The 9,606-nt window shown below is 41.0% G+C and carries 12 protein-coding genes and 1 pseudogene; 6 read left to right on the top strand and 7 right to left on the bottom strand.

Annotated features, from left to right (window positions below; all coding sequences use genetic code 11):
• Nucleotides 1-19 precede the first annotated feature (19 nt).
• Both C7B62_RS15575 and C7B62_RS15580 read left to right on the top strand, forming a co-directional pair.
• Nucleotides 20-820 carry an S-adenosyl-l-methionine hydroxide adenosyltransferase family protein gene (locus C7B62_RS15575; RefSeq protein WP_106238416.1) on the top strand — a complete coding sequence of 267 codons (801 nt, stop codon included), beginning with the start codon at nt 20-22 and terminating at the stop codon, nt 818-820.
• Nucleotides 821-987: 167 nt separating this feature from the next.
• Nucleotides 988-1,419 (top strand): annotated as a pseudogene (locus tag C7B62_RS15580) (RNA-guided endonuclease InsQ/TnpB family protein); the annotation flags it as partial.
• Nucleotides 1,420-1,561: 142 nt separating this feature from the next.
• Here C7B62_RS15580 and C7B62_RS15585 read toward each other — a convergent pair.
• The 7 genes from C7B62_RS15585 to C7B62_RS15615 all read right to left on the bottom strand — a co-directional run bounded on the left by C7B62_RS15585 (nt 1,562) and on the right by C7B62_RS15615 (nt 4,971).
• On the bottom strand, nt 1,562-2,170 hold the full coding sequence (locus C7B62_RS15585) for a Uma2 family endonuclease (protein WP_106238420.1): 609 nt from the start codon (nt 2,168-2,170) through the stop codon (nt 1,562-1,564).
• A 120-nt stretch (nt 2,171-2,290) separates the two neighbouring features.
• Nucleotides 2,291-3,103, bottom strand: coding sequence for a DUF5895 domain-containing protein (locus C7B62_RS15590; RefSeq protein WP_106238423.1), 813 nt, complete (start codon nt 3,101-3,103; stop codon nt 2,291-2,293).
• A 45-nt stretch (nt 3,104-3,148) separates the two neighbouring features.
• Entirely contained in the window at nt 3,149-3,457 is a 309-nt protein-coding gene (locus C7B62_RS15595) for a hypothetical protein (RefSeq protein ID WP_106238426.1), read from the bottom strand.
• Between the two features lie 2 nt (nt 3,458-3,459).
• Nucleotides 3,460-3,660: a type II toxin-antitoxin system HicA family toxin gene (locus C7B62_RS15600; protein WP_106238429.1), complete on the bottom strand. Its 201-nt coding sequence runs from the start codon at nt 3,658-3,660 to the stop codon at nt 3,460-3,462.
• Complete coding sequence (locus tag C7B62_RS15605) at nt 3,657-4,052, bottom strand: hypothetical protein (protein WP_106238431.1); 396 nt, start codon at nt 4,050-4,052, stop codon at nt 3,657-3,659. The genes C7B62_RS15600 and C7B62_RS15605 overlap by 4 nt, the downstream gene beginning before the upstream one ends.
• A 110-nt stretch (nt 4,053-4,162) precedes the next feature.
• Nucleotides 4,163-4,399: a hypothetical protein gene (locus C7B62_RS15610; protein WP_106238436.1), complete on the bottom strand. Its 237-nt coding sequence runs from the start codon at nt 4,397-4,399 to the stop codon at nt 4,163-4,165.
• Entirely contained in the window at nt 4,396-4,971 is a 576-nt protein-coding gene (locus C7B62_RS15615) for a hypothetical protein (protein ID WP_146132117.1), read from the bottom strand. Before C7B62_RS15615 ends, C7B62_RS15610 begins: the two co-directional genes overlap by 4 nt.
• A 312-nt stretch (nt 4,972-5,283) precedes the next feature.
• Here C7B62_RS15615 and C7B62_RS15620 point away from each other — a divergent pair, with 312 nt between their 5' ends.
• The 4 genes from C7B62_RS15620 to C7B62_RS15635 all read left to right on the top strand — a co-directional run bounded on the left by C7B62_RS15620 (nt 5,284) and on the right by C7B62_RS15635 (nt 9,247).
• Nucleotides 5,284-5,496: a helix-turn-helix transcriptional regulator gene (locus tag C7B62_RS15620; RefSeq protein WP_199194218.1), complete on the top strand. Its 213-nt coding sequence runs from the start codon at nt 5,284-5,286 to the stop codon at nt 5,494-5,496.
• A gap of 252 nt (nt 5,497-5,748) precedes the next feature.
• Nucleotides 5,749-8,586, top strand: a complete 2,838-nt coding sequence (locus tag C7B62_RS15625) for a phage/plasmid primase, P4 family (RefSeq protein ID WP_146132118.1) — start codon at nt 5,749-5,751, stop codon at nt 8,584-8,586.
• Between the two features lie 9 nt (nt 8,587-8,595).
• Nucleotides 8,596-8,907, top strand: a complete 312-nt coding sequence (locus tag C7B62_RS15630) for a nucleotidyltransferase family protein (RefSeq protein ID WP_106238443.1) — start codon at nt 8,596-8,598, stop codon at nt 8,905-8,907.
• Nucleotides 8,894-9,247, top strand: coding sequence for a DUF86 domain-containing protein (locus tag C7B62_RS15635; protein WP_106238448.1), 354 nt, complete (start codon nt 8,894-8,896; stop codon nt 9,245-9,247). Before C7B62_RS15630 ends, C7B62_RS15635 begins: the two co-directional genes overlap by 14 nt.
• Nucleotides 9,248-9,606: the final 359 nt, after the last annotated feature.

Genomic DNA, 9,606 nt, shown 5'->3' on the forward strand with positions numbered 1-9,606 from the left:
GCTATCTCACTAAATATAAATGTTTATCAATCTCATTGCCGATTATGGTATTGGCGATCCTGCATTCGCAGAAGTTAGTCAACGTCTAAATCATTTACTGCCGTCTGCTCAAATCTATTGTTTAAGTGTTCCTCCTTTTAGTACCTTGGCAACAGGATTTTGGATTGCTCAACTTGGTTTAAACCCAGGTGCGCCCGAACGTTTAATCTTTCATAACTGCGCTCCTCGGCAAGACGACAAGGAAGCTCGACCCGATAATGAAGGTGAAGGCTTGACCTACGTTAAGCTTCACAACAACGTTGAGGTAGTTGGTGTTGTGGCTGGCTATACTCTCTCGTCGATCAAGTCAGAAGCCCTACAGATTAATACGATTGAAGTATCTAGAGGTGGTTCTCAATTTCGCTCTCGCGATGTTTTTCCGAGTGCAGCAGCAGCAATCGCTCTTGGTGACTATAGTTTGTTGGGATCTGAAATTATACCTACGCAAATTCCCGACTTGCCTACAGACCGTGTGGCTTGGATTGATGGTTATGGCAACATTAAAACTACCATACCAGCAAGCAGTGTCGATTTACCTCTGTCCAGCAAGGTAACAGTTCGCGTCGGTGATGTAGTCAGCGATGCTATTTATTCTGATGGTAGCTTTCGAGTCCCAGAGGGAACTTTAGCTTTTGCTCCTGGTAGTTCTGGCTGGCAGAAAAAAGATGGTCAAAAAGTAACTTGGATGGAACTATTTTTACGTGGTGGTAATGCTTGGTCACGTTTTGGTAAACCCAAGATTAATCAAACAATAACCTATACGAAGTTAGAATCGCTTTAAATAATTCTTTTAAACCTCTGACCGACTGTTTTGTCTCTCTATTGTCGCGATCGCCGTGGTCTGAGAATCATTCATATCGTCCAAGGAAGTGCCAATAAATATCAGAGAGCTGATGGGCCATCCCAACCCCAGTCATGGGTGTCGTCAGAATAATTAGACTCAGCTAAAAACATATTAGCGATGCAGCTTGGACGACTTTCCGTACGTGGGTTGAATATTTTGGCAAGGTTTTTGGGGTGGTCACAATTGCCGTTCCACCGCACTACACCAGTCAAAATTGCTCCAACTGTGGCAAGGTTGTCAAAAAATCTTTGAGTGTTAGAACTCATATTTGTCCTCATTGTGGGCATACGCAAGATAGAGATTGGAATGCAGCTCGAAACATATTAGAGAAAGGTTTGCGTACTGTAGGGCATACAGGAACGTCTAGTCTAGAACTGGAAAACGCCTCTGGAGACATCGACCACTGCTTGGGGAGCCAGCGCGTTGCGGGGGTTCCCCCCGTTGTAGCGACTGGCGTTGAGGCAACTCCTCCAAGTAAGTCGGGTCGTGGAAAGAGGAAGCCCAAAGAGCAATCTTTGGAATCCTCACGCCTTTAGGCGTGAGGAGGATGTCAATTCCAGATCGCCCAAACAAATTAAACTAACTCAGAAGTCAAACTAGCTTCAACACATTAAATTTTCAAGGTTTCCAGCGCTCCCTTCTTCTAGGCTGGGTCTGGGTCATTAAGTTCAGTTGTAGCTAAAGGATCTCGGTCAAATCAAGGTTAAAACCAGGCATGAGGGGCTGGCAATCGATCGCAGTGGGAGAATCGAAGATTTCTGTCTGCTGATCGAGTCGATAAACTTCAACCTGGTTATCTTGAGGGTTAATGAGCAGCCCCAACTTCACACCCAATCGTTGATACTCAAGCATCTTGGATTGTAGAGTATTTAATCTATCAGTAGCAGAACGAAGTTCAATAACAAAATCAGGAACGATGGGAATAAAGCCTGTAATATCAATTCCATCGAGACGAGACGAGTCAATCCAAGAGACATCGGGGGACATCTTACCGCCATCAATATTCGTAAAGTCATAGCCAGTGGAAGAGTCAAATGCTCTACCTAGTTTGTTTTTTTTATTCCATGCTGCAACCTGAAATGTTAATTCTAAATTTCTTTCACCACTTTCACCGCCAGTAGGGGACATAACAATTAATTCATAATCTTTAGTGAGTTCGAGTCGTAAATCGGGGTTATCTAGGCAAAGAGAATCAAACTCTGAAGCAGAGACATGAAGCACGGTGTTACTAACATTGAGTAACACAGGTAGGGTTTGAGTATTGGTCGAAATATTGTTGGCAAGCATGATTTTAGAGGATTTCCACTAAATTCTTTTTCTCTAGTTTAATATTTCCTGACTGGGAACGTTAATTTTAAACAATCAAAGAGCGATTAGGCTCCGCCTACCCTTCAGGATCGCGTGGAATCAGAATGTTGAAGGTTGAAAAGCCAAAGCAGCTTGAACAGCGTTATCATCAGATACTTCTACTCGCGGAGTATCAGATTCAGATTTAAGCCAAGATTTAGTAGTTTGAATCAGTTGCTTAATCTTGCTGCTAACTTCTCCACCATTTTTAATGATTAAAGAGGAAAAATTATCTGGAGTAGGCTGGACAAAGCCGTCAGTGATCACAGCAGAAGATTTCTGACCATTGACACTAGAAGTTACGAGCTTCCTAACAAAGGTAGGTTGATAAACAGCATGAGCATAGAAGACTTCATTCTTATCAATGGCTCTATCGCCAGTAAGAGATTTATAGGTTGCCAGAAATTGTTTGCAGAAGGAATCAGCAACGTTGTAGTAAGAGTAATTCTGAAGAAAAGTCAAACCACTGTAGCCACTACATTTAAGCCGAAAAGGCATTTCAGAAAGAGGCTTGTTGTTATCGTCTAAAAACCAAACTACGACATAGCTGAATGCTTTGTAGCCCTCAGCATCATGTTTCTTTTTATCATAAGCAATAGTCTCAGTATCATTGCTCATCATAGGTTGAGAACGATTGAGAACTAAGAGCCTGGGCGATTTGGTTAACAGAAGAGTTTCTTGAGTACCATCACGAAACTCATGCTCTACAGGTTGCCAAGCATCAATCAATTCAAACTTTGCTAGTTCGGCATTACTCGAAGTAATGGCAATACCAAACTTTTCATCAGAAGCATTAAAGAACTGAGCGTAGGGAATTGAAGATAATTCTCCTAGAAATTCATTAGTGTTGAAGCCGAAGTCTTGATTTTGCATAGTCTTTATGAAGATAATACTAATACTATTGTACTGGTTTAATGGTTAATTATTACCAGTTTGTCGAAGTCTGTGTTCTGGAGGTTGAGGCGTTTTGTGTTCGATGGAGGCAATCAAAGCATCTATATGATCGCCATGCTCGATCTGAACATTAAACAGTAAAGTATGGCGAGAGTTAGTTCCAATCTGTGGAATTGTGCCGATGATAGCTGTTTTGATTTCATTAAGACCTTGAGCTATACAGCAGTCATCCTGTGAGTCACAAAAGATAACGAGATTAGATGGGGCATCAAGCTGGTCTGGTTGAGGCTCAAGGGTTTTGATCTCGACTGAGAGCAGGTAAGTTGTTGGCATGATTAGCTTTCAGAAACTTGCTGAAGAACGAGTTTAAGGGTTTTAACTTGATAGGGCTTGGCATCGTGGCTGTCTTTTCCTGACTGGATGATGCAGATATGGTAATATGGATGTTGCCAAACACTGTGGCTACCCTTACCTCGTTTAGGTAGTCGAATAAAACCTGCTTTGGATAAGCGAGATTTAAGGATTCGGTTTTTCATAGGAAGTAGGGCAGAGAAGGTTGGTTTTTTAGAGAAATTAGTTCGGCTCTTATTTGGAGATAAGATGCGTTTAAATGCAGCAAGAATTTGTAGTATTCCACTGCCCAAAATTTAGCCTGGTTGTAATTAGATTCTGATGCTAGATTTCTTTTAAGTATTTCGACACGAAGACGATTCTCTAAAGTCAATTGAGTATTGTTCGAGGGAGCAAGATTCACATTGGATTGATTGGATTGTCGAAGTTGTCTAATTTGATCTTCAAGACGTTGACACTCATTGAACAGAATCAAATAGTCTTCTAGATGATTGACGGCAAGTTGGGCAGCTTCATGTGGATACTGAGCCAGATAAGCTTTTAATTGCTGAAGTTCAGCATCAATATTTGGATTCATGGCGAGATGGATAATTTTGTAGAGGGTGGTTAAGAAGTAAAGCTATAAGAGCGATCCGTAGGCTAGGCGGAGCCTAATCGCACGAGTAATGCGATCGCCCGATTGAGCGACTAAAAGATGTCTTCAGTAGAGATTAGATGAGACTCATCAAACAGACAAATTTGGTCTTCAGCCACCCAAAGACGCTCATCATAAGTTGACTCGTAACTGGGGTTGATTAACCAGTAATACCAAAGTCCCCGTCTTGTCGGGTTTCCCGACAAGTTTATGCGGGACGCAGCAGCCTCAGACAAATAAGCTTCCGTAGAGCGATAGAGTTCGTGATTATATTGACGACCGATAATCACAAAAGTCGCCCATTCAGTACGTCGCGTTTTGAGTGGGAAGCTTCCCACTCAAAAGCCGACTTATGATGTTCAGTTGCATCAATGACTTTCACTTTACTATCAAGCGCGAAACGAGCATGAGGAACATCGAGGGGATTTTGATCGCCAAACAAATCGCAGTCATTAGTTCTATGATGATGAGTTTTGGCAGCCTGTTCAAACAAGCGGCACCAACCACGTCCATTAGATTCTTGATAGTCGTTGAAATGAGGGCATTGAGCGCAAGTAGGAGAATAACGAACTAAAGCCGATTCATCTAACCAAACCTGTTCTTGTCCATTATCTACTTTATATTTCCAGTACGGTTGATTTAGCAGTTGTCCTAAAGGAGTCTTAAATTCAACTAACTCCATTCCGCAGACGGTTAATGGGGTAGATGAATTATTTCTTTGAATAACTCGATCGCCGAAGACGAATAAAGGTTGTGAGATGCAGTATTCAGTTTCGTTAGGGTCTTGCGGGGGTGCGAACTCGATGGTGATTAACTGTCGTTCAGATGACTGTACTGTTGGTTTCTCTGCTATGTATGTCATGATGGTAAATACCTCATATTGTTTGTAGGTAAGGAGAGTAGTTGCCGACCAAAGCTATACTGCTCTCCTTTTTGAATAAAAAAATACGTTGTTCTAGTGCAAACAAATAATTTGTATTCTGCACTTATTAATAAATTAGTCTAATTAAATGGACTTGTCAATGAACTAGACTATTTGATTATCAAATAAATCTAGTCAAATTGATTTATTTGACTTATAAATGAATTAGACCATTTGATTGTGATAATCTAGATCTATCAATCTAATGGTCTAATGGAGATGGCTTGTGTTTTGAAGACTATATTTATGGACATGAAAGAGCTAAGAGAAAAAGCGGGATTAGGAGCAGAAGAAGCTGCTTTTCGATTAGGAGTAGCACATTCGACAATTAGGAATTGGGAAAGTGGTAAAACTGAGCCGTCGTTGGGTGTAACTAAAATTTCTGAGTTGCTTTTACTCTACAAATGTAGTTTTGAAGAATTAAAACAAGCTGTCAGAGAATCAAAAACAAAGTTTGGAGGTTAAGAAAAGAATTTTTTAATGGACTGTAGTTAATCAATAAACGCAAAAGCGACCGCAATTCTTTTCGACGGAGTGCGATCGCTTTCAAACCAATATCCAAAAAAAGGAATTAGCAACTATGTATATCTTAAATGGTCTAGGTAAAAACTGCACCCACATTTCAACATATGCGGAGCGGCATGCTAAAGCACTAGCTTCGCGTCGTCCTTTAGGACAAGCACTGTCTCACCGCTTAAATTGGATGGGAGGTGCGCTGTGATTGGATTTATAGCACCATTCCAGATTTTAGATTACCTAGAGCGGCTAAACGTAGTCAAAGAGACAGGTTCAGAGTATCACTGCACCTGCCCAGTGTGTGGCGATGGCGGGTTTAAAATTAACAAAAGCAATGGTTCGTATCAAGCTTTCAAATGTGGCTGTGACGTAAAAGAAATACGTGAGGCAGTAAGTCCTTGGAGCGAAGTAACAGGAGAACAGAAGAAGCAAGGGAAGCAGAGAAAGTATCTAAACAGACAAATAAAATTAGCTCAACTTGATTCACCAGTAACTAATGCCCCAAAACCAAAGTCCTCATCTATTCCAGAATGGCTATTTAAGCAAGGAATACCCTCGGAGGCAATAGAAACTCGCTACTGGTATTCAAAAACTCAATGGGTGTCTAGATTTGAGTGGAAAAATGGAGATGGTAGAAAAGAGAAAACAATCCGCCAGGGACATATTAAGTCAAATGGGTTAATCCAATGGAGCAAAGGCGCAAAAGACTGGAGAGCTTACAAACTATCTGAAGCAGTTAAGCATTGCCAGGGAAAATGGGTCTTAGGTTTAGAAGGAGAAGGATGTGTCGAGACAGCCCGCTCATGTGCGATCGCAGCGATAACGTGGCAGGGGTCGAACTGGCAGGAGAAAAGTATAACTGATGACTTAACAAAACTTATTGAGGGTGGAGCAGCAGGATTAGTTTATTTTCCCGATCATGATGAAGTGGGGCAAAAAAAGGCAGAATTAATCAAATCAGCTTGTCTTAAAGTCAACTTGCCATGCTCGATCATCTCGCCGACAGATGTATGGAGTGAAATGCCAATTAAAGGAGATCTCACTGACTTTGTAGAGGCGCATCCAAATCTAAGTACTGATGAACTGAGATCGAGATTAGAATCAGCGATTGCTCAGGCGGTTAAAGCCGAATCTTTACGGACATCTCACGGTGAGCCGTACGACGGCTCACCCGTGTCCTTACAAAAATTAACATCAGAATCAGCGGAAGGCGATCAAGAAAAATGGCGGGAGTTACCGAACTGGTCACAGTCGGATTTGGCTCAGTGGTTAGCAGAGAAATATAAAAGTAAATTAGCCTGGAATACAGAGCAACAGCAATGGTATCGTTACGGCGCGCAAACTGAGGGAATTTGGAGTGTTGAACCAATTGAATTTATGGGGCAGTTAGTCAAGTCGGAAGTAGAAGCGATCGCGATTAAAATTGCCCAAACAAGTAAAAACAAGAAGAAACCAAACTACAGCGTATCGATGCTCAATGGAGCGATCGCATTATTAAAAATGGATTTAGCGGTGAGAACCTGGGACGAAGCGATTGGAGTATTGCCATTGCTCAACGGGGTACTAGAGCTAAAAACCAAGAAGCTGCTGCCCCATTTACCACAAAACAAACTAACCTGGTGTCTGCCCTATCAATACAACATGCTGGCGACCTGCGACCCCATACAAAATTGGTTACTCGAAATGTGTAGGGGCGATCGCGATTTAGTTCAATTAATGAGAGCATATTTACTGGGAATAGTAACAGGCAGAACCGACTGGCAGAAATACTTGGAACTAATTGGGCCAGGAGGAACAGGCAAGTCAACTTTAACCAGATTAGCGATCGCGCTAATTGGGCAAGAAAATGTACATACCACTACCCTGAAAAAACTAGAAGGAGAAAAGTTTGAAACTGCCTCGATAGCAGGTAAACGCTTAGTCCTAATCAATGATTCAGAAAGGTATGCAGGAGAGGTGGGTAAACTCAAAAACTTCATAGGGAAGAGTATCCTGACCTGTGAAGTAAAGTACCAGCAGTCAAAAGGTGGATTTAATCCTGATGCCCTGGTAATTGTCAGTACCAATGAAGTAATTCAAAGTAGCGATTACACATCAGGTTTGGCTAGAAGAAGAATCTCCATCCCGATGCTCAATCCCATTAAAAGCGATCGCCAAAAGAATCTAATCGAACATCATAATGGCGAGACGGTAGGTGAGTTTGTACCGTATATACCAGGATTACTTAATTGGGTACTGGCAATGGATGAAGTTGAAGCCACCAGAATAGTCAAAAACTATGAAACTGCCGTACCATCACTTTTAGCAATGAAAGCACAGACGTTGGTAGAAACCAATCCTATTGCCGACTGGCTTGATAGTAAGGTAGTTTATGACAGTACTGTCAAAACCAATGTTGGTGTAGCCAAAAGAGACAAAGACAATAATTCAGCTCAATGGTATCTAAATACCAATAAATGGTTATATGCCAGCTATGCCGAGCATTGCCATGACACAGGTACTCGTGCGCTTTCCTTGCGTCGCTTTGTGAATTTATTATCTGACTTGGGCAAAAATCAACTGGGGTTGGATATTGAGCGAGAACGCGATCGCTTTGGCTCTTATTTCACTGGCTTAAAGATTCGCACTGAAGAAGAAGACAAACCGCCTATGATTACGGGTGAGCAAAAATACCACAATATTCCACCAGCCAGTAGCAACAATAATATAAATACAATACATAGAGTTTGGACGATGGTGATAAATAAAGTAACTACTGCGATCGAGAAAATCATCGATGATGGTCTTGGTAGTAAGTCAGAAACGGAAGTAGAAACAGAAACAAAACAAGAGCCAAGCGAATTACCCGATCGAGAATCAAATGTAGAAACAGAAAGCAGCAACGAGATTTGTGTAGGCGATCGCGTAACCATTACTGATTGTCCTGGTAATTGGAGTTGGGCCTCGCCGTTTACTGTTCGAGCAATAGAATCTGATTTGGTAGCATTAGAATTAGTAGATGAATTGATTGAGATGAATCGCGTACATAAATACCGATAATGAGAGGAGATGAGAAAGCTTTTAGCATTGCCAATTCAAATACCTTTTAAAAGGCTAGAAGACTTCTGTAAGAGTCATGAGATCGATAAACTATCCTTGTTTGGTTCAGTCCTGACGGAAGATTTTACGTCCACTAGCGATATAGACTTATTAGTAGAGTTTGTTAAAGGAAAAACACCAGGATTAGCAATCATTGATTTGCAGGACGAATTATCGCAGATGCTAGGACGAGAAGTAGATTTAAGAACACCCGCTGAATTAAGTCGTTTTTTTCGAGACAAAGTGTTAGCTGAAGCAGTAGTACTTTATGTCCAAGATTGATGATCTAACTAGACTTAAACACATCAAAGAAGCAATAATTGAGATTCAGAGCTTTATCCAAGGTCATAGTCGCAATGATTTAGAAACAGAGCGAATGCTATCTTTAGCGTTAGTAAGGTTGATTGAGATTATTGGGGAAGCAGCTAATCATATTTCTGAGTCCAAGCAAAATCAATATTCAAAAATACCTTGGCGAAGAATGGTAGGAATGAGAAACCGTCTATCTCATGCGTATTTTGAGGTAGATTTAGAAATAGTGTGGCAAGTGGTAAGTAAAGACTTACCAGATATTTTTCCAATGATAGAAATTGCAATATCAGAATTAGAACAAGAAACTTAGCAGCCATCACAGTAAATGATACCTTCGGACGATGCGAAGGTGTCCTAAAGGATACATCTACGGATATACCCTTTAGGGAATCCTTTGGGGCTGCCTCGCAATCGCGGTGTTGAAGTTATTGTAGTATATTTGTTAGATAAAGTAATCAAAAATGATGGTGGATGTGATAGATACTATGATGGCTAGAAGTACTGGTAGTTATGGATGTTATGCATGTGATAGCATTTTTCAAAACTGCTGAAAAAAAAGGCTGAAAAAAATACTCGGTAATAATGATTTCTGGGCGTTGCTGAATAAGAGGTGGATTTGTTAGAAAGTAAGAGTTAAGAAAAGCTCATTTAGCAAATATGAAATGTCCT

The sequence above is a fragment of the Pleurocapsa sp. CCALA 161 genome (assembly GCF_003003995.1).
GTDB lineage: Bacteria > Cyanobacteriota > Cyanobacteriia > Cyanobacteriales > Xenococcaceae > Waterburya.

Bases quoted from the DNA above. Each gene is read 5' to 3' on its own strand.
- C7B62_RS15575 (WP_106238416.1), top strand. From the start codon at position 20: ATGTTTATCAATCTCATTGCCGATTATGGTATTGGCGATCCTGCATTC.
- C7B62_RS15585 (WP_106238420.1), bottom strand. From the start codon at position 2,170: ATGCTTGCCAACAATATTTCGACCAATACTCAAACCCTACCTGTGTTA.
- C7B62_RS15590 (WP_106238423.1), bottom strand. From the start codon at position 3,103: ATGCAAAATCAAGACTTCGGCTTCAACACTAATGAATTTCTAGGAGAA.
- C7B62_RS15595 (WP_106238426.1), bottom strand. From the start codon at position 3,457: ATGCCAACAACTTACCTGCTCTCAGTCGAGATCAAAACCCTTGAGCCT.
- C7B62_RS15600 (WP_106238429.1), bottom strand. From the start codon at position 3,660: ATGAAAAACCGAATCCTTAAATCTCGCTTATCCAAAGCAGGTTTTATT.
- C7B62_RS15605 (WP_106238431.1), bottom strand. From the start codon at position 4,052: ATGAATCCAAATATTGATGCTGAACTTCAGCAATTAAAAGCTTATCTG.
- C7B62_RS15615 (WP_146132117.1), bottom strand. From the start codon at position 4,971: ATGACATACATAGCAGAGAAACCAACAGTACAGTCATCTGAACGACAG.
- C7B62_RS15620 (WP_199194218.1), top strand. From the start codon at position 5,284: ATGAAAGAGCTAAGAGAAAAAGCGGGATTAGGAGCAGAAGAAGCTGCT.
- C7B62_RS15630 (WP_106238443.1), top strand. From the start codon at position 8,596: ATGAGAAAGCTTTTAGCATTGCCAATTCAAATACCTTTTAAAAGGCTA.
- C7B62_RS15635 (WP_106238448.1), top strand. From the start codon at position 8,894: ATGTCCAAGATTGATGATCTAACTAGACTTAAACACATCAAAGAAGCA.